The 422-nt window shown below is 73.2% G+C and carries 1 pseudogene; it reads left to right on the top strand.

Annotated elements, in window-relative coordinates:
• A pseudogene (locus FAF44_RS53785) lies at positions 1 to 422 on the top strand (hypothetical protein); the annotation flags it as partial.

The raw sequence follows: 422 nt of genomic DNA on the forward strand, positions 1-422 counted from the left end.
GGAGGCCAGGCAGAGCGCGGTCAACCTGGCTCGGGCGTTCCGGCTGTGGGCGCTGGAGCTGATCACGCTCACCACGGGCACCATCGAGGAGCTGCGCGAGCAGGCGCCCAAGCTGTGGGGCACCGAGGAGATCGCCCGGCGGGCGCAGAGCCTGCACGGCACGATCCTGACCCGCTGGCCGGAGCTCGACCGGGTCTGCACCGACCTGCGGGCCGCCATCTACGCCTACAGCGACGCCTCGCGCCGCGCCGCCGGTCGCCTGGCCGACTCGGCGGGCACCACGCGCAACCTGACCCTGCTGCCGACGGAGACGTGGCGCACGTTCGCGCAGCTCCTCGATGGTGCCCGTGGTGAGCGTGATCAGCTCCAGCGCCCACAGCCGGAACGCCCGAGCCAGGTTGACCGCGCTCTGCCTGGCCTCC

Source organism: Nonomuraea sp. MG754425, from assembly GCF_021699195.1.
In the GTDB taxonomy this organism is placed as follows: domain Bacteria; phylum Actinomycetota; class Actinomycetes; order Streptosporangiales; family Streptosporangiaceae; genus Nonomuraea.